Source organism: Terrisphaera buseokensis (assembly GCF_047521145.2).
In the GTDB taxonomy this organism is placed as follows: Bacteria; Verrucomicrobiota; Verrucomicrobiia; order Opitutales; family Opitutaceae; genus ER46.
Genome location: NZ_CM134186.1, coordinates 5,089,072 through 5,106,501, shown reverse-complemented (window position 1 = coordinate 5,106,501; position 17,430 = coordinate 5,089,072). Strand labels below are relative to the sequence as shown.

Below are 17,430 nucleotides of genomic sequence, written 5' to 3'. Positions count from 1 at the left end.
AAATGAGGCGGCGACGGCGCCGCGATTGCCGTTGACCGTCGTACGCAGCGCGCAATTCATAAGCACATGGTGCCGAGCGTGCTCATCGTCGACGACGAGAAACACACCCGCGAAGGGCTGCAGCAGGCTCTGGCGGACAGCTACGACGTCACCGTGGCGTCCAATGCCGACGAAGCGTTCAATTTGATGGACGCGCAGCCGTTCGACGTCGTGCTCACGGACCTGAGAATGCCGGGCAAATCCGGACTCAAGGTCATCGACAAGGCCCTTGCGCTGCCTCTGCGCCCGGCCGTGCTCATGATGACGGCCTATGGCAACATCGATACCGCCGTGGAGGCGATGAAACGAGGTGCCGTGGATTTCCTGACCAAGCCGGTCAACATCGAGCGGCTCGAGGTGCTAATCCAGCGCGCCCTCAAGACCAAGACGCTCGAGGTCGAGGTTCAGGCCCTGCACGAGCGGCTCGACGAAAAATTCAAGATCGAGGGCATCATCGGCGCTTCAGGGAAACTGAAAGCCGTGATCGACAAGATGAAACTTGTCGCGGCGTCGCGGGCTACGATCCTCATCGAAGGCGAGTCCGGCACTGGCAAGGAACTGATCGCGCAGGCCATCCATCAAGCCAGTCCGCGGGCCCGCGCGCCGTTTGTCGCGGTGCATTGCGCGGCGCTCTCGGACAATCTGCTCGAGAGCGAGTTGTTCGGCCATGAACGCGGGTCGTTCACGGGCGCGACGGAACGGCGGATTGGACGCTTTGAGTCGGCCGACACCGGCACGCTGTTTCTCGATGAGATCGGCGAGATTTCGCAATCAACGCAGGTTAAGCTGCTGCGCTTCCTGGAAACCAAGGCGATCGAGCGGGTGGGTGGTTCGAAACCGATCGAACTGGATGTGCGGTTGGTGGCCGCGACGAACCGGAATCTCGAGCAGATGGTGCGCACCGGGAAATTCCGCGAAGATTTGTTTTTCCGCCTGAATGTGGTGCGGCTGTTGATGCCGCCGTTGCGCGACCGCTCAGAGGACGTGCCGCTCCTGCTGGCGCACTTCATCCGGGTGTTCTCCGAGGAGAACGGTGTGCCGCCCCTGACGGTGGAGCCGGGCGCGCTCCGCACGCTGCAGTTGTACCCCTGGCCGGGAAACATTCGTGAGCTCCGCAATTTCTGCGAAAACGCCGTCGTGCTGCGGCGCGGTGGAAGTCTCACCGAGTACGATTTGGAGCCGAAGTTTCGTAGCGGCGCGCTTCTGGTGTCGGCCCCGGAATCAGCCGGCGGACAGCAATTGGAACCCGGCACCACCTCGGCCACGGGGTCGACTGCAACCGCCGGCGCGTCGCTATCCGTCGAGGAAAATGAAAAGCGGCTGCTGCGCGAAGCGCTCTTGAAGGCCCGGGGCAATCGCACCAAGGCGGCGAAGTTGATGGGCGTGAGCCGGCGCACGTTGCATCGCAAGGTCGCGCAATGGCCGGAGCTGGACGTCCTCGATAAATGAGATCCATGCCGGCGGGAGCCCGGGCTTCGGGCCTGCAGATCGTCATGACCATGGGTGCCACGCCCGCGCACCCGTGAAGAACGCCCAGGAATTCATTCACTGGCTGGAAGTGGGCGGAGGCGCGCGGTGGATTCGCCGCGCGGCCGTCGTGGGCGTCACTCTCGCGCTGTCGCTGCTGGTGGCGTTCAAACAATTTCACGGGCCGACGACGGAGGCCACGCTGGTCCAGGCCGACGTGGGCCGTCAGCTCGCCCGCGGTGCGGGGTTCACGACGCTCGTAATTTATCCGCAGACTGCGGCCACCTTGGAGAAACGCGGCGTACGGTTTCAACCCGACCGCGCGTATCCGGAACTGCACCAAGCGCCGCTCTACTCGATCGTCATCGCCGTGGGACTGCGCTGCCTGCCAGCGGATCGGCGGGCGGCGCTCTTCGCCTCGCCGCCGGAGCCGCCGGATGGTTTTGCGGCCGACTACTTTCTGCTGGGCCTCAATCTGCTGCTGTTGTGGCTGGCGGCTTGGCTCACCTACGACTTGGGCCGGCGAATGTTTGACGCCGCGGCAGGCTGGCTCGCGTCGTTCGCGCTGTTGTTGTCGGTGTCGCTCTGGCAGGACACCGTCGCGGTCAACGGCACACCGCTCCTCATGGTGCTGGCGCTGCTTGCGTTTCACGTCTGGCAGCGCATCGAGGTCGCCGCCGGCGAAACAGTCGCACCACGCGCACCGTGGGGGGGGCTGGCGGCGTTGGGCACGGTCTGCGGATTTCTTTTTCTCACCGAATACTCCGCTGGTGCCCTCGGCGCGGTGGCGGTGGGGTACGCGGCGCGGCGGTTTCATGGGTCGGCCCGGGTTGTGGCCGTCGCCGCCGTGACGCTCGGCTTTGTCGTCGTGAGCGGTCCGTGGATCGCGCGCAATCTCGCGCTCACGGGTCATCCCGTGGGGCTGGCTGCACAAGGAGCCGCGCTCAAGGCGGGCGATCCGACGGCCGAGCCGGCGATGGTCCGCGCGGCATTGTCGGCTGAGCCGCCCGCGCTCGACCTGAAGAAATTCGGCAACAAGACGCTGACGTCGCTCCAGGAAAACTTGAAGACGCGCCTGTGGTCGGGTGGGGCGATGTGGCTGACGGCGTTCTTTGTCGCGGGCTGGCTGTACGCGTTTCGGTCGGCTTCCGCGAACCGGCTGCGATGGGTCTTTGTGGCAGCGCTCGGTGTGCTCCTCGTTGCACAGGCGGCGCTCAATTCCGGCGAGACGGACCGGCACGTGGCGGCGTGGCTGGCACCCCTGATCATGATCTTCGGTGCCGGATTCTTTTTCGTGCTGCTCGGCAGTAATGCCACGCTGGCGCAGTGGCCGCGCTTGACCGCGGCGGTGCTCCTGCTGGTGCAGGCACTCCCGCTGTTGCATGACGCGGCCGAACCGCGGCGCCTTCACTTCCAGTATCCGCCCTATTTCCCCGGGCTCTTTCAAAGCATGCGCGACGAAATCGGGCGGCGCGATACGACCGGACGGTTTGGGATCATGGCTGATGTGCCCGCGGGCGTGGCGTGGTACGCCGGCACGCGTGCGTGGGCCCAGCCGTCGCGCTTGCGCGACTTCTATGCGGTCACATTGGTGCAGCCCATCGGCGAGTTGTTGCTCACGCCGCGCACACTTGACCGGCCCTTTTTCACGGAGCTGAACGCACGGCCGATTTTGCCCGGAACGCTCAGCGCCGTGCCCAACCGCTTCGGCGACTGGGGGGCGATCTATGCGGGGTTGTTGACCGGGAGCCTGCCGAAGGAATTTCCGCTGGCGTCACCGCAGAAGCTCGCGGAAAACCTCTTTGTGTTGCTCAATCCGGCGCTGCCCCCCGTGCGGGGAAAGTAATTGCTTCGTCCAGCGCTTTGCGCCTAGCGTCCGCGACCCTTTTCCCGGCCAAGCATGATTCAACTTATCCGTGCCATCACACTCGTCGGACTGTTGGCGGCACTGCCCGCTCAAGCGGTCTACGCTCCCATCCCCGAGCAGGAACAGGGAAAGGATCTCACTCTCTCGCTCCGGGGCGGCCTGGCTCACGACAGTAACATCTTTGGCTCCGCCACCAATGAGATCGACAGCTGGGTGTGGACGCTCGCGCCGCGCGCGGCGTACAATGTTTCGCTGACCGACCAGACGTTTCTCTCGGCCGCGTATGCGCTGACGCTCGATCAATTCGACAACCGTCCGGGCGACAAGCTGCTCGACAGCCATGACGTGTCGGTGCGCGTGGCCCACGCATTCTCCAAGGTCACGACGATCGATGTGAGCGACGTGTTCACGGTGTCGCGCAATCCCGAGTCGCTGCTTCCGGGCCGGACATTGAACACCAACCAGTCGTTCACGCGCAACCAGCTCGACGGTCGTTTCTCCACGCCGGTCAACGCGAAGGCGGGCGTCACCGCGAAGGCGCGTTCGGTGTATTTCGATTACCATGACAGCGACCTCGGTCGCAGCCTCGACCGGACGGAAAGCCTCTTCGGTCTCTCGGGCGACTACGCGGTGCTGCCGCAGACCAAGGCCGTTGGCGAATACCGGCACCAGGAGGTCGCCTATCGCAATCGCGGCGGCACCAAGGACAAGACGTCCGACTACCTGATGGCCGGAGCCGATCACGAGCTCGCGCAGAAAATCTCGGTGAGCGGCCGGCTCGGTGTCGAGTGGCGCAAGCGCAAGTCCGAGCGCGACACGACGTCGCCCTACGCGGAATTCTCGGCGAAGTATTCCTACACGCAGAAATCATTTCTCGCCGGCGGCTACGCTTACACCATCGACGAGACGTCCGATCCGGATCGTTTCACCGACGCGAAAGCACACCGCCTGTTCGTGAATGTACAGCACGCCGTGACGCCGCTGATCGTGGCGTCGGGCTCCGTCAGCTACGAGCCGTCGACCCTGGAGGGACGCGTGAGCCTCGCGAATATTTCCGAGCGCACCGTTCGCGCCGGCGCCGCGTTGAGTTATCTTCCCACCAAGAACTGGGTGACTTCGGCCAGTATCGACCACGATCGCGTTCGGTCCGACGAACCGTCGCGCAAACTGAAGCGGGCCCGCGTGTCGCTGAGCGCGACGTTTACGTTCTAACCGGCTGCGCCGCCGGGCCTCGCTGTTCATGGCCAACGCTTACGTCAGCAAGGAAAACGCGTCACTCGCCGATTTCCTGCAGATCCTCCGGCTTCGCAAGGCGCTCATCGCGCTCATCCTCGCGCTGGTGGTCGTGACCGCGCTCGCGGTCACGGCGTTCCTGCCGAAGTGGTATCTGGCCACAACGAAGGTGCGCGTCGAAAAGCCCGAGGGCGAAGTGAAGCTCTTTCAGGCGCAAAGCAGCGGCGGCTTCGATCCCTATTTCCTGCAGGATCAATTCAAGATCATGCAGTCGGAGAAGATCCTCTATCCGGTGATCGAGCGGCTCGGCCTCAACGCCAAGCTTGCCGCCACGCTGGACGCCACCACGGCGCTGCCCTCCGCGGTCACCTACCGTTACCTCGTTGAAAAGATGCTGCGCATCGAGTCGCAGCGCAGTTCCTCGCTGATCGAGATCAACGTCTTCGCGCAGGATCCGCAGCTGGCGGCGGATATCGCCAACGAGATTGCCCGGACGTATTCCGCCGACCGCATCACGCTCGCGACGTCGGATCAGCGCGAAGGTCTCGCGCATCTCCGGCAGGAACTCGTGGCGCAGGAGGCCGTGGTGAATCGGCAGCGCGACGCTTTGGAGAAAGTGCGCAAGGATCTGAATATCTCGGGCGTCGATCTCAACGCGCGCTACTCCGACATGGAGATCGAGACGCTGCGGCAGATGCAGAACACGCTGATCGCGCTGAGCGTCGATTCGATTGGACGCAAGACGCGCTGGGAACGGTTCAAGTCGATCGCGCCGGCCGATCGCGTGAGTCTCGTGAATTCGGAGCTCATTCCCGATCAGAACATCCAGAATCTCCTGCAGGCTTACCTCATGTCCGACCAGAAGGTCACTCAGCTCAAGCCCCGGCTTGGCGAGGCGCATCCGGATCTGGTGTCGGCGGTCGACGCGCGCGCCAAGATCAAGGAGCAGCTCGACGGCCAGCTCCGCGGGTACGAAAGCTCGCTGGAGATCGCCTACAAGGAAGCCGATGCGCGTGTCGCGGAGCTCAAGGGGCAGCTGGCGCAGGCGAAGGTCGACCAAATCCTCTCCGCGCGTGAACGCATGCGGCCCTTCGAGGAGGCCGCACAGAAGCTCGACGATGAACAGCGGCTCCTGACGACCCTGAAGCTGACGTTGCGGCAGCGTGAAATCGATTTTCAGGTGCCGAAGAAGACGATCGAGATTCTCAACACCGCCGAGCCCGCGCGCTTTCCCAGCCGGCCCAATTGGAAGCTGAACCTGACCTTCGCGTTTCTGTTTGGTGGCGTGTTTGCGGTCGGCGTGGCGGCGCTGCTGGAGTATTTCGACACCAGCTTTCGCAACGTGGCCGACGTCGAGACGCGGCTCCGGCTGCCGGTGCTGGGCGTGATTCCGTTCGCTCGGGAGCCGCTGGGAGTTCACGCCGAAGATCCGGCCGAGCTTGAGCCGATTCGCGTGCTGCACACGAATCTGAACCTCACGTTGAAAGCCGGCCAGCCGCACGCCTTCGTGATTTTTTCCGCGGGTCCGGGCGAGGGCAAATCCACCACGCTGCACCGGCTCGCGCGGCTGATTGGTGCCGGCGGAGAGCGTGTGGTGTTGATTGACTCCGATTTGCGGCGGCCCACGCAGCACCGGCTGGCGGGACGCAGCAAGGAGCCGGGCCTGAGCGAACTGCTCCTCGGCCAGAGGACGCTCGACGACGTGATCCAGAAGAACATTTCGCCCGGCTTGGATTTCATTCCCAGCGGTGGGGTGAACGGTTTCGCGCTGAGTCTGATTTATGGCAATCGGCTGCGCGAAGTGATCGCCGCGTTGAAGGGCCGCTACGACAAGATCGTGTTCGATTCGCCCCCCATCATCGGCGTCAGCGACGCCAGCGTGCTCGGCAGTGCCGTCGATGCGATGGTGTTGCTCATCCAGCACCGCCGCAATCCGCAGAGCATGGTGCTGCGAGCCCAGCAGATTGTGGAGAGCCTCAAGACTCCGTTGATCGGAGTCGTGCTCAATCAGGTGCCGTTGAACGCCGGCGGCGATTACGGGTATTACACGAACAATTACGCCTACTACGGCGACTCCACCGGCAAGACGTCGCGGAAATCCGCGCGGAAATCATCGGCGGAACCAAAGGGCTCCGGCACCGGAGAGAAGGATCGACTGATCCTGCGCGAGCCCGGCCAGGAGTGAAGGGGCGTCGCGCCCGCGCGAGCATCGCATCCATTTGATGCGCTGCGCCTGAGTCGGCGCTGAAGGCAGTGTGGTCACAGGACCGCAGGCGTCCCGCCTGCATCGTTTGAAGTGACGGGCGAGACGCCCGCGTTCCCGGTTTTCGGCCGGGGCATCAACTTATTCTTCATCTCGAAAATAGCTGTTGACGGATACAAACGCGGGCCTACTTCTTGCACCCTGATTTGCGGGCGTAGCTCAGTTGGTAGAGCACCACCTTGCCAAGGTGGACGTCGAGAGTTCGAGTCTCTTCGCCCGCTCCATTTCCGGAAAGCGCCTCGTGGTGACACGAGGCGCTTTTTCGTGCCCTAACGCGACAGTCACAGAGGCTTGCGAGATTGGCGCGAGGTGACCAGCGGTGACAGTAGCGGACTTCGAACGCCTGAAAATGCCCCCTGCGGGTGAGTGCCGAGGTGCGTCGTCTTTTGGCACATTCAGCGACGGCAAACCGTTCAAAGCGGACTGCAAAGGGAGGTGCGACGCATCGGTGTAAACCTTCTCCGTCAGCCGGCTCTCACTGTGCCTCATCAGCTCCATTCCAGTCCGCAGGGAAACACCGCTTACCGCCAGCATCGTCCCGAACGACTTCCGCAAGGCGTGCAGGTCCATCCGACGCCCCTGCTCATCTTCAAACGGGATTTTCGCGGCTTCCAGGTCCCGCTTGAACGTGGGAACCCGTGGCACCTGGCCACGGAATGCCCATTCGGACGGTGTCGCACCGGCGGGCTTGAATTGCCGCAGCGCGGCGACCACCTCAGGCCGCAACCCGTGCACGGACGCCTTGCGATTCTTTGAAATCGAAGACGGCACCCGCACGCACGGCGGAACGCTTTCTAGATCAAAATCCGCCCATTTCAGGCCTTTCATTTCCGCTACGCGCAGCCCCGTGTAAAGGATGGTCAAATACACCGTGGCGCGATGCGGAGGCGCGACGTTGAGTAGGCGCTGCGCATCTTCCGGGAGGAGAGCGCGGCGGAACTCACGAGGCGCGCGGTCATGCACGCGCCCCACATGCTTGAGCGGGTTCGCGAGGATGAGCTGTTGCCGTTCCATCCAGTGCAGGAAGCTCGATGCCGCTCCGAGCAGGTCGTTGAGCGTTTTCGCGCGCAGACCGCTTTGCGCCCGCCACACCGTGAAAGATTGCGCCGTGATATCCTTCACCAACGACCAGCGACACCGCTTGCATAGCGCCGGGATGCAATTGCGATATTTGGACAGCGTGTTCGCCGATCGCCCTTTCGCTTCAAGGTCGGCGAGAAATGCCCGCAGATGCTCGGCAAGTGGCGCCTGCGCGGCGTCCCGCATGACTTTCGGAGCGATGATGCCCGCCGCCTCACGCTCCAGCTCCTGAACTAGCTTTTCGAGCTTCTGTTCCGCGACGCGCTTGTCCGTCACGTGTAGCGGAATCGAGCGGTCCCGCAGCCAGCCACCGAGACGGACACGCGCCGACCACAGACGAGACCGAACGCCCTTGCGCGAAGGTTGAAACACGAAGGCTTTCACGTTTGAGCCCCTCCGGAAAGACTCCGCACATACGTTTGCAGCGCCACCAGCGGGACGCGCGTGGACCGCCCGATTTTCACCGGCCGGGGAAATCGGCCAGCAGCAATTTCTCGGTGTAGCGTGCGGGTGCTGAGGGACAGGCGCGCCGCCGCTTCTTTAAGCGTGATCAGCAACGCCCCGTTGGGATTTTCAAAAGAGGTCATGCCAGGTCGAAGCGCCGCTCTGCTTTTGCGCGGGAGATGGGGCCGAGGCCTTCGATGGCCTCAAGTTTCACGGCCTCGATAGCTTCGAACGACCACTTCACACCGTTTTCCACGATCGCGAGAACTTCGTAGCTTGTCGCCAGCACGTCCCCGAGATCGCCGATAAGCGCGAACCGCGTTTTCGGTTCGGTCACCTCAATCTTATCATCGCGCACGATGACCAAAACGAAGGGAGCCGGGTCCCCGCGGCCGGTAATTTCGCCAACTATCGCATCCAAATCGGGAGCGTACCGCTGAGCCGCGTCGCGGGACAAAGGGATGTTCGGGGGGCGGTCTTCCGCTTCGTTCAACATATCCTCGAAAATCGAACCCTGCTCCATGAGGTCCGCTCGTTTCGCGTCCCAGTTTGTGGCGCGAAGTTTCTGGAACATGGATTTGCGGGACGTGAAGCGGCTCCCGGGTCCGAAACTGCCGGTGTTGCCGTCTTCGAACTCGGTCGAGAGATGAACGCCATCCGTCGCGAACGACAACGAGACGGAGAAATCGTTCGGGACGATGCGAAGGACCTCTTCAACGAGGGCGTTAACCTCATCCCGGAGATCGTGAGGCAGCAAAACCGTGGTTGCTTGGTAATCTTCGCCCGCCAGGTAAACGCGGCCGTCTTCCGCAAGGGGCGTGGCGAGCAGTTTCAGGGACAGGCGCTTCAGGTTTTCGGTGGCCATGACTTATTTCCCCCCCCGTGATGGAATCGAAGAGAGCGCGCTTCTTTTGAATCTCATCCTGGCACTCCTCGAGGAAATCCAGGAGCGCGGTGCGTTTCAGCGCCCCACGCGGTGACTGCGCGGCCGCCATGAACCTCGTGACGATCTCCGTCAGGATGGCCGAGCGCCGCTTGTGTATGCAGTGGCTCAGTGCATCGATGGTGTTTCTCTCATGCTCCGTGACGGTGAAACACACCGTCGAATTGCGAGGCTCATCCGGCCTGCGCCCCGGACGGTGGCCCGTTTGCGGGCCTTCGTCGGCTTCTGTCTGGTTCGGAATTGCGGTCATTGTGACCGCATGAAGGGTGACCTATAGGTTAAGTCAAGAGTAACCTATAGGTAATCTCGGGAATACGGAAACTCGACCACGAGCCAAGGTGATCACCAGGGAACGCGACACGTCACGGCGTTATTTCGCCTTCCGAAGCTGCTGCACCTCTCCGTAAAACTCGCGCGGCGTGATCACCTTGTAAGCGACCATCATCAGGAGAAGGCCCATCACGAGTACGGCACCAGTTGCGAAGGCGTTTCCAAAGCGCATTTGGACAGCACACGCAACCCACGTCGCCGCAGCGCAGCCCAGCAGAAAAAGCAACCTTTGCCACTCTTCAGTAACCGGAAGTAGGGCAAGCAAAGCCATCGCGAGCACATAGAAGCCGACAGCAACGAGCAGCCACTCGCGGGACATTCGCTTCGGCGGCGGTATAAAGTAGTCCTTCGCGCTCAGGCCATGGTCTTCAAAGAAGTCCTTGATCTGCTTCGGCGTGCCTTCGACGTTCCCGATTTTCATCATCGGCTCCTGTTCCGCGGGCTCAAAACGCCCTGGATATCTTTCGCAGCCGCTTGCTCTGTCCATTGCGCTTGCGCGTCGTCCTTGATGAGAATGATCCGCCCGGTTTCGAGGATCACGTTCGTCCCTGCGAACTGGAAGCCATTAAGATTCCCGCCGAATGCGCTTTGGGGAACATTGCGAAGAGCTTCGTTTATTGTCGTGCTCTCGGGCCTGTAGTCGTCATCGCTCGGCGCGTCCGGAGCAAAAGCGAACTCCACGATTGCGCCTCCAGAAAGCGCGGGATGGACCGTGCATCGCATGCCGATTCCTGGCCGCAAAGACGGCGCGATCAATCGCCGGAAACTGTTCACGTAACGCTGGATCGTAGCGCGGTCCATTTCGTGGATTTAAGATTAATGCATCGCGCCGACGCAATCCCTGATCGAACAGGAAACATCGTCCCGTAAACCGGGCGAGTCAGTTACCAAGCATCCATGTCCGGATACGCTTCCATTGCTGAGTTGATGTTCACTCTGCATTTCGGCGAGGACGTCCAGCAGTAACTGCCAATCTTCGCTGGACGCGAGGGTGATCGCTTCACGCAAGCGATACGCCCACTTTATTCCGAGCCGGCGCCGAATATCGCCTATGTCCTCGACCCTGATAGCCGAGCCCAACTCGCCGACTCGTTTGCGCCACGCGATCGCACCAGGAGAATGCCATGCGAAGACTCGGGTGCATCTCAGCCACGCAGTCTTTCCTCGCCGGTCGAATTCTACGCGACGGCACCCTTTCCACGAGTGGCGCCGGAGGGTTAGCCCCGCCTCGAGATATTTGCCGACGTATTCCGATATCGCTTCTTTCCCTTTTCGGAGCGGCAACAATTCCGCACGTCCAAGGCCATATCGTGGCAGAACCTTTCGGAGTAGGGACCATAAAGCGACGAGCTCGGGCGCGGCCGAGGCTTTGTAGCGGGCGCGCAGTTCGCGGAAGCGAGGAGTCGGGCCGTTCGCTTTCCGCTCCTGCTGGCACTCGTCAAATGCGGACCAGTCGAACGAATCAGCGCGCGTGTCCCAGGCCACGGCGACAAGAAGGTGATAGTGCGGGCGGCCTTGTTTCTGCGGTTCAAGCACGCGAATGTAGCTTTTGATCCACGCGCCATTGCGGACCAAGTAGCTATTCCAGCGCCGGGCGAACTGGGTCGGATGCAGGTTCGCCTCGTCGGTGAGCGTGAAGAACAGGCAATGATTCCGGCCCCAATGCTCAACGAATGACGCCACGTTGAGGCGAAGATGGAATGCGGACTTAGCTTCGGCTCCGCTCGGCATCCCCCAACGTCGAATTGTGTCACCGTCGAGCTGCTCCCAAAAGGCTGTTTTGTGCTCCTTGGACCTAAACAGCCCGTCCTGCCCTGGCACCTTGGCCAGTCGGTAACGCTTCGCCGGTTTGTTGGAATTGTTACTATTCTGACAAGGAAGGCCGGCCGGGCCGTCCGGGCCGCGCTGCGCGCGGCTCCGGTCGGCTCCGGCCGGCCCTTCCGGTGCGAACGCGACGACGCCAGCCGGACCCGCAACATTGGTTTGCGACAGGCCGCCCGCTTCGCGGGGGGGTATCGGCCTGACCGTCTCAAATTCCGCGCTGGAGGCGCGGCCAGAGGGCTCATTGCCGCCCTCTGGACTCGCGCTAGGGGAACTAAGAACGGCAGGCCACTCCGCGACCCCCGTGTGCGCGCGGCTCATCGAGCATCCTCCCCTTCGGCAGCTCGGGCATTTGCGTCGAGTGCGTCCCCGAGTGCGTCGGCGGACAGGTCTCCGAAGTAACTGATTTCCCGGCTAAGCGCTTCGAGAAGGACTCGGATGAGTTCGAGTCTCTTCGCCCGCTCCATTTACGCGAAAGCCTCGGTTGACCACACGGTTAGCCGGGGCTTTTGTCGTTTGTGGCGGCGAATCTCTGCACCTTGCCGGAACTTTTCCCGCCGATTCTTAACCATGGGAATGGCCGAGCCGGACGGAACCTGGCCGTGGGTCGCATGACGGACCGAGACGCACCCATGCCATTGCCGGTTAAACGTTCTGCAACGAGGATTCGGACCCAACCGCGAAGCGGTCCGGGTTCGGGCCAGTGACCAATCTCAGGCTTCAGTTTCGCGCCACCCTTCCCCCGTATCTTTCAACTCCATCGCTTCGACCACGTCGTTATGTCCCGCTCAACCTCCAATACCATGACTCACTCGTTTAGCGTCCGCACGCGGGTGCGCGTTTCCTGCCTGGCGTGGGTGCTGGCGATGGTGCCGGCCTTTGGCGCCGAAACCCCCGCGGCGAAGAGCGAACCGGCCGCGGCAGGCCGCGCGAGGGCGGGCGATAAGGATGTGATCGTTTCGTCCACGCCGATGCAGATCGAAGCGGAGGACGCCGGCGCGCACGGTCAGCTGGTGGTCGCGACCGAGGTGATCAGTCCGGAGTCGCGCACCGATTTGGTGTTCACGATTGCGACGGAGCCGTTGCATGGCCGGGTGGGCCTCGCGGGAGCGGGTGACGAGGTGGATTTCTTCAAGAACAAGACCTCGCGTCTGGGTTATTTTGCGTACCGGCCGGAGGAGGGCTACGCGGGCGAGGATTCGTTCAGCTACACGGTGCGCAACGAGACCAGCGGTCTCGTGTTCAAGAACACGGTGGTGATCACGGTTAAGCCGCCGCCCGCGCTCATGCTGCAGAAGTTCGAAGTCGGGGCCAGCCGTGAGCGCAGCGTCAATGTGCGTGACGTCGTGCTCACGACCCGTCCGAACACGCCGGTCACGCAAAAACTTCCCAGCCATGAGGACTTCCTCACTCCGGCGGATCGGCTCGGCATCGCTGCGCCCAAGGTCGCATTCCTGCTCGACGACAAGGCGAAGGCGCAGCACGGCACCGCCAAACTCGATCGGACCACCGGCCAGCTTACGTACGCGCCCAACCCGGGCTTCATCGGCGAGGAGCGCTTCAAGTATTACACCATTGACGAGAACAACGCGCATCTCGGCGTGGAGAATGTCGTGTCGGTGAACGTCGAGCCGATCCGCAACGTGAAGCGCGTGGCGGTGGACCGCTCGCGCAGCCGCGAGGTCGACCTCGTGTTTGTAATCAACAACTCGCCGTCGATGGCGGCGCACCAGAGCCGCATCGCGGCCAACCTCAGTCGGTTTCGTCAGCTTTTTCACACGCGTGACCTCGACTACCGCATGGCCGTGCTCACGACGGATTTCGTGAACGCGGATCCCAGCCGCGGACCCGAGGACCAGCCCTTCTTCAAGGACGTGCGATCCGTGCAGCTCGACCCGGCGGGCAATCCGGTGCTCGACAACCGCGGCCGGCCGAAGTCGGTGACCAAACGTGTGGCCAGCAACGGCACGCTCGTGACGCTGCCGGTGCTGGCCCAGCCGTGGATCACACCACAGACGCCCGACGGGATTTTTGCCGAGCTCGTGAAGGTGGGCACGAATGGCGACAGCAACCGCACGGCTTTCACCGCGGTGTATAATTTTGTCGCGGGCTCGTATAACCGGCAGCACACCTTCCTGCGCCCCGAGGCCACCACGATCGTGGTGTTCTTCATGGATGAGGAAGAGACGCGCATGGCCGTTTGGAAAGAGCAGCGCAACGGGCCGCCGCAGGCCGAATGGATCGAAAACGGCAAGCTCCCGGACTTGCTCAACCAATACAACTCCCGCAATCCGCAGAAACGTCAGACGCTGGATGGCTACATCAACTATTGGGTGCTGCGTCCCTTCATCATCGCGAAGGGCAACAAGCGCGGGAAGATCGAGATGCACGCCGTGGTTGAGCCGGGCAACATCTCGCACCGGCGGGCAGCCGAGCTCACGCGCGGCACGGTGTTGAACATCGAGAGCGATTTCTCCGCGCCGCTCGCCGCGCTCGGCGATCGCATTGCCGATACTGTTGCAGTCGCACTCGAACCGGTGGATGCGACGGCGACGTTTTACGCCAAGAGTCTTCGCGTGCTGGTCGACGGGCAGGAAGTGGGACCCGATCCTCAAAACGGCTACGTCTACGATGCGCTGACCCACAGTGTCCGCTTCCAGGGCGCGGCGAAAAAGAAAGCATTCCTGGCGAAGATCGACATCACCTACGAGGAGCACCTGTGAAGTGACGGCCCGTCACGGATGAAAACGACCGACCGCAGGAAAGAGCCATTGTCGCCGGAGGAGCGCGACCAGCTGCTCGCCGGGTTGAAGGCTCGGTTTGAGCAAAACGTGAGCCGCCATCGCGGCCTGGTGTGGGCCGAAATCCGCGCAAGACTGGAAGCGAGGCCCGAAAAACTGTGGTCGCTCGCCCAAATGGAAGCGACCGGCGGTGAGCCGGACGTGGTGGGGCACGACAAGGCGACGGGAGAATATCTCTTCGTGGATTGTTCAGCGGAAAGCCCGGCCGGGCGCACCAGCGTTTGCTATGATCGCGAGGCACTGGAGTCGCGGAAGGAACACAAGCCCAAGGACAATGCCATGGATATGGCGGCGGCCATGGGCATCGAGCTTCTGACCGCACAGCAATATCGGGAGCTGCAGCAAGTGGGAGAGTTCGACCGGAAGTCGTCGAGCTGGGTGCAAGCACCGGCGGACATCCGAAAACTCGGCGGCGCGCTCTTCGGCGATCGCCGTTATGGCCACGTCTTCATCTATCACAACGGAGCCCAGTCGTACTACGCAGGCCGCGGTTTCCGTGGTTCGCTCAGAGTCTGAACGCCGGAGCGGCCGAACGACAGTTGCACGCATCCGCCTCGCCTTGGGCGTCACTCGCTGAATGATGGCCGGAATCCACCGTGAGTTCCGGCACTGGCCTCATCGATCGCTTTTATCAGACAGGACGCCGGCTGCGGCGCATGCCGTTGCTGCGCCACGCCACGTGGTTCTGGACCGCCGCGCATCTTCCGATCTTTGCGTTCCTGCGTCTCGGCCAGTGGCCGGTCCGGCAAAAACTCGCTCGGGGGCTGGTGTGGCGGATCCCCGGATTCTTCCTGCGCCGGGACTGGGAAAACTATGAAAGGGAAGCCGTCGGCGCATTGATCGACTGGTGCCGCCTGCCGACGGCGCGACCTAAAATTCTGCTGGATGTGGGGAGTTCGGTCGGGCCGTACAGTGCCGTGGCGCTGTTCGCGGATCACGAACTCGAGACGTATGCGTTCGAGCCGGATTTCGAGAGCCTGCGCTTCGCACCGCAGTTCTGCCTTTACGCCCCGGGCTCGCGCTTGCGATGCGTGCATGGATTCATCGCCGATGTTCAAGGAGACGGGGAAACGCTGGCCGTCGCGGTTCAGCGCACTGAGGCGGCGATGGCGTCCGCCGGCCGCCACCCGAAACTGCCCCTGACGTGCTACCGCGTCCTGAACGGAGCAGGGGCGGAAGCGATTCCGAAGCGCTCGCTCGATCAGCTGACGGATAACGGCGCCGGCCTGGACGGTCGGCCGGTTGTGCTCAAAATCGACGTGGAAGGCTGGGAGCTGGAGGTCCTGCGCGGCGCAGCGGAGTTACTTCGCCGCGTGCGGCCGCCGGTGTTGCTCAGCGTGCATCCCGACGTGTTGCCGAAGCTCGGCCACACGACCGCCGAGGTCGGCGATTATCTCCGCGCGCTGGGCTACCAATGGAAAGTCGTCGGCGTGGATCACGAGGAGCATTGGTGGTGCGCCCCGGCGTAGACGATCTCGGTACGGGTTGCGGGCCAGGCACGCTCCTACGTGACTTTATCTCGTCGCGCCAGAACCTAGCTGCCCGTCGCAGAGAGGCGCGGACGCAACTGGAGCAGATCGTCAATCGCTGCGGACCGCCCGGCGTAGCTGGCCGCGGCGGCGGGGAGGCCGAGGTCGGTGTCGAACGTAGGGATCATCGCTTTCATCCGCGAGTGACCGTCGGGCGCGCGGAGTTTTTGCGCAAAACAAGTTTGGATGACCTGCAGCGCGATGTTGGTCGAGACCGACGCTCCGGGCGAAGCCCCCAGGAGTGCGGCGAGCGTGCCATCAGGAGCCGTGACGACCTCGGTGCCAAAATGGAGCCGGCCGGCGTCGGCTCGTTTCAATGCCTGAACCCGAATGCCCGCGTCGATGAGACGCCAGTCGGCGTCACGGGCCTCGGGATAAAATTCCCGGAGGGCGCGCAGACGGTCCGCCATGCTCTGAAACGCCTGTTTTATCAGGAAGCGCGTAAGGACGACATTGTGCGCTCCCGTGCGCAGCAGCGTGCCTAGGTTGTCCGCGCGAATTGAACGTGGCAGGTCGGTAAGGCGACCGGTGCGGTGGAGGAATTTTGTGGTCCACGTGGCGAAGGGCCCAAACAGCAGCACGCGCCGACCGTGCAGATGGCGAACGTCGAGGTGGGGGCCACCGAGCGCGCCGGAGTCTGGCGGGGGCGGGCCGTAGACCTTGCCGAAGTGCCGGGCGACGATGTCCGGCTCGTCGCAGATGAGCCACTGGCCCGCGATCGGGAAGGCACCGAGCCCGTGGGCGACGGAAAGTCCGGTGGCCCGAAGCAGCGGAATCGTGCCGCCGCCGGCACCGATGAAAACGAAGCGGGCGCGGACCGGATGTGAGTTGCTCGAATCGACGTGACGCACGGTGAGGTCCCACTCGCCGGCCGCCCGGCGCAGCCCGGTGACACGGTGTCCGGTGAAGACGCGGCAGCCGTCCTGCACGCCGAGCCACGCGAGCAGCCGGCGCGAGAGTTCGCCGAAATTCACGTCCGTGCCGGCATCGATCCGGGTGGCGGCGACGGGCCCGTCGGCTCGTCCGTCGATCAGAAGCGGGGCCCAGCGGCGTAGAGCGTCGCGGTCGGCGGTGAATTCCATCGAGCGAAAGAACGGATGCGCCTTCAGCGCGGCGTGACGGGCGCGCAGAAAAGCCACGGGCGATGCACCGCGGACGAAGCTCAGGTGCGGTACCGCGCGAATCCATTCGGCCGGACTCGGAGCGAGGCCATGGGTGACGGCGTAACTCCAGAACTGCCGTGACTGCTCGAAGCGCGCGAAGATGTCGACGGCCTTGGTGACGTCCACGGGCGCGCCGGCGACCACAGGCGGCGGCGTATAGTTGAGTTCGCAGAGGCCGGCGTGGCCGGTGCCGGCGTTGTTCCAGCCGTCAGAGCTTTCGCGCGCAAGATCGGGGGCGGCCTCGTAAACGACGATGGCGAGTCGAGGATCCAGTCGCTTCAGCATCACCCCGACGTGCGCGGACATGATGCCGCCGCCGATCAGCACGACGTCGGGGACAGGGGAATGCATGGGAACCAGTATGAGAACGCGTAGCCGATCGCTGCGCAACGCGCGCGTAAGGGGTCAGGCTGTTGCACGTTGCATCCGGGCGGATTTGAATCCGTCCGC

General features: G+C 63.1%; 13 protein-coding genes, 1 tRNA gene and 1 pseudogene. 8 read left to right on the top strand and 7 right to left on the bottom strand.

The window, feature by feature from the left end; all coding sequences use genetic code 11:
• The first annotated feature begins 66 nt into the window (after positions 1–66).
• The 5 genes from ACLJEU_RS19175 to ACLJEU_RS19155 all read left to right on the top strand — a co-directional run bounded on the left by ACLJEU_RS19175 (position 67) and on the right by ACLJEU_RS19155 (position 7,093).
• Complete coding sequence (locus tag ACLJEU_RS19175) at positions 67–1,488, top strand: sigma-54-dependent transcriptional regulator (protein ID WP_414664117.1); 1,422 nt, start codon at positions 67–69, stop codon at positions 1,486–1,488.
• Positions 1,489–1,561: 73 nt separating this feature from the next.
• Positions 1,562–3,352 carry a hypothetical protein gene (locus tag ACLJEU_RS19170; RefSeq protein ID WP_414664116.1) on the top strand — a complete coding sequence of 597 codons (1,791 nt, stop codon included), beginning with the start codon at positions 1,562–1,564 and terminating at the stop codon, positions 3,350–3,352.
• 54 nt (positions 3,353–3,406) lie between these two features.
• Positions 3,407–4,585: an outer membrane beta-barrel protein gene (locus ACLJEU_RS19165; protein ID WP_414664115.1), complete on the top strand. Its 1,179-nt coding sequence runs from the start codon at positions 3,407–3,409 to the stop codon at positions 4,583–4,585.
• Between the two features lie 28 nt (positions 4,586–4,613).
• Entirely contained in the window at positions 4,614–6,791 is a 2,178-nt protein-coding gene (locus tag ACLJEU_RS19160; protein ID WP_414664114.1) for a GumC family protein, read from the top strand.
• Positions 6,792–7,017: 226 nt separating this feature from the next.
• Positions 7,018–7,093 (top strand) — tRNA-Gly (locus tag ACLJEU_RS19155).
• Positions 7,094–7,319: 226 nt separating this feature from the next.
• On the opposite strand, the pseudogene ACLJEU_RS19150 reads toward ACLJEU_RS19155, so the two are convergent.
• The 6 genes and pseudogenes from ACLJEU_RS19150 to ACLJEU_RS19125 all read right to left on the bottom strand — a co-directional run.
• Positions 7,320–8,135: pseudogene (locus tag ACLJEU_RS19150) on the bottom strand (tyrosine-type recombinase/integrase); the annotation flags it as partial.
• Between the two features lie 194 nt (positions 8,136–8,329).
• Positions 8,330–8,536 (bottom strand): helix-turn-helix transcriptional regulator, encoded by a 207-nt coding sequence (locus ACLJEU_RS19145; protein WP_414664113.1) that lies wholly within the window; start codon positions 8,534–8,536, stop codon positions 8,330–8,332.
• Entirely contained in the window at positions 8,533–9,258 is a 726-nt protein-coding gene (locus tag ACLJEU_RS19140) for a hypothetical protein (RefSeq protein ID WP_414664112.1), read from the bottom strand. The genes ACLJEU_RS19145 and ACLJEU_RS19140 overlap by 4 nt, the downstream gene beginning before the upstream one ends.
• 448 nt (positions 9,259–9,706) lie before the next feature.
• The gene (locus tag ACLJEU_RS19135) at positions 9,707–10,090 is read right to left on the bottom strand and encodes a hypothetical protein (RefSeq protein WP_414664111.1); all 384 of its coding nucleotides are present in this window, start codon (positions 10,088–10,090) and stop codon (positions 9,707–9,709) included.
• Positions 10,087–10,467 carry a hypothetical protein gene (locus tag ACLJEU_RS19130; protein ID WP_414664110.1) on the bottom strand — a complete coding sequence of 127 codons (381 nt, stop codon included), beginning with the start codon at positions 10,465–10,467 and terminating at the stop codon, positions 10,087–10,089. Before ACLJEU_RS19130 ends, ACLJEU_RS19135 begins: the two co-directional genes overlap by 4 nt.
• A 15-nt stretch (positions 10,468–10,482) precedes the next feature.
• Entirely contained in the window at positions 10,483–11,349 is an 867-nt protein-coding gene (locus ACLJEU_RS19125; RefSeq protein WP_414664109.1) for a rolling circle replication-associated protein, read from the bottom strand.
• Positions 11,350–12,290: 941 nt separating this feature from the next.
• On the opposite strand from ACLJEU_RS19125, the gene ACLJEU_RS19120 reads away from it, so the two are divergent.
• The 3 genes from ACLJEU_RS19120 (at position 12,291) to ACLJEU_RS19110 (ending at position 15,757) form a co-directional block, all read left to right on the top strand.
• Complete coding sequence (locus tag ACLJEU_RS19120) at positions 12,291–14,210, top strand: Ig-like domain-containing protein (RefSeq protein ID WP_414664108.1); 1,920 nt, start codon at positions 12,291–12,293, stop codon at positions 14,208–14,210.
• Positions 14,211–14,228: 18 nt separating this feature from the next.
• Positions 14,229–14,804: a DUF4256 domain-containing protein gene (locus ACLJEU_RS19115; RefSeq protein ID WP_414664107.1), complete on the top strand. Its 576-nt coding sequence runs from the start codon at positions 14,229–14,231 to the stop codon at positions 14,802–14,804.
• A gap of 80 nt (positions 14,805–14,884) precedes the next feature.
• Complete coding sequence (locus ACLJEU_RS19110) at positions 14,885–15,757, top strand: FkbM family methyltransferase (RefSeq protein ID WP_414664106.1); 873 nt, start codon at positions 14,885–14,887, stop codon at positions 15,755–15,757.
• A gap of 65 nt (positions 15,758–15,822) precedes the next feature.
• Here the strand turns inward: ACLJEU_RS19110 and ACLJEU_RS19105 are convergent, their stop codons facing one another.
• Positions 15,823–17,331 carry a malate:quinone oxidoreductase gene (locus tag ACLJEU_RS19105; RefSeq protein ID WP_414664105.1) on the bottom strand — a complete coding sequence of 503 codons (1,509 nt, stop codon included), beginning with the start codon at positions 17,329–17,331 and terminating at the stop codon, positions 15,823–15,825.
• Positions 17,332–17,430: the final 99 nt, after the last annotated feature.

Coding starts and splice junctions, on each gene's coding strand:
- ACLJEU_RS19175 (WP_414664117.1), top strand. CDS start 67: ATGGTGCCGAGCGTGCTCATCGTCGACGACGAGAAACACACCCGCGAA.
- ACLJEU_RS19165 (WP_414664115.1), top strand. CDS start 3,407: ATGATTCAACTTATCCGTGCCATCACACTCGTCGGACTGTTGGCGGCA.
- ACLJEU_RS19160 (WP_414664114.1), top strand. CDS start 4,614: ATGGCCAACGCTTACGTCAGCAAGGAAAACGCGTCACTCGCCGATTTC.
- ACLJEU_RS19145 (WP_414664113.1), bottom strand. CDS start 8,536: ATGACCTCTTTTGAAAATCCCAACGGGGCGTTGCTGATCACGCTTAAA.
- ACLJEU_RS19140 (WP_414664112.1), bottom strand. CDS start 9,258: ATGGCCACCGAAAACCTGAAGCGCCTGTCCCTGAAACTGCTCGCCACG.
- ACLJEU_RS19135 (WP_414664111.1), bottom strand. CDS start 10,090: ATGATGAAAATCGGGAACGTCGAAGGCACGCCGAAGCAGATCAAGGAC.
- ACLJEU_RS19130 (WP_414664110.1), bottom strand. CDS start 10,467: ATGGACCGCGCTACGATCCAGCGTTACGTGAACAGTTTCCGGCGATTG.
- ACLJEU_RS19120 (WP_414664108.1), top strand. CDS start 12,291: ATGACTCACTCGTTTAGCGTCCGCACGCGGGTGCGCGTTTCCTGCCTG.
- ACLJEU_RS19115 (WP_414664107.1), top strand. CDS start 14,229: ATGAAAACGACCGACCGCAGGAAAGAGCCATTGTCGCCGGAGGAGCGC.
- ACLJEU_RS19105 (WP_414664105.1), bottom strand. CDS start 17,331: ATGCATTCCCCTGTCCCCGACGTCGTGCTGATCGGCGGCGGCATCATG.